The organism is Tamlana crocina (genome assembly GCF_012037625.1).
Genome location: NZ_JAAVJS010000122.1, coordinates 1 through 547, shown reverse-complemented (window position 1 = coordinate 547; position 547 = coordinate 1). Strand labels below are relative to the sequence as shown.

General features: G+C 39.9%; 1 protein-coding gene. It reads left to right on the top strand.

Annotation, left to right across the window (positions count from 1 at the left end; all coding sequences use genetic code 11):
- Positions 1 to 376, top strand: a 376-nt coding sequence (locus HC176_RS15915) for a transposase (protein WP_167919981.1), incomplete at its 5' end; no start/stop codon positions are given.
- Positions 377 to 547: the final 171 nt, after the last annotated feature.

Sequence of the window (547 nt, the reverse complement as noted above, 5' to 3'; positions counted from 1 at the left end):
AAAAGTTATTGCAGAGACAAATGGATTTTTGCTTTTCAACAGCATTAGACAATTAGTGAGCTACGCCGGACTGGATGTGATCCAGGATGAATCAGGTCAGTACAAAGGAAAATCACGCTTATCGAAAAAAGGGAATGCACATTTACGGGCTGCTCTCTATATGCCAGCCGTCACTGCTGCCACACATAACGAGAACCTAAATAAGTTCTATTCCCGGCTAAATGAAAAGTTCAACTATAAAAAGCAAAGCTTAGTAGCGGTAATGAGAAAGCTTCTTGTTCTAATCTACACGTTATGGAAAAGTGGGGAGGATTATAACCAAAATTACCAGTGGACAGGAATAAAGACGGGAGGTCTCCCTCCCGCCACTAGATAGTCACTAAAAGTGACTTCTTTAAGAAATCAAATTTACTAAATTTAAATTAGGATTTAAACACAGTATCTGTGAGGTCTTTTTTTACCTTTTACTTTTAATCTCAGTTAACCCTGTCAGCGGCTTTATGTCCTGACAGCGGCTAATGTTCACATGTGATGACCCTGTCAGCGG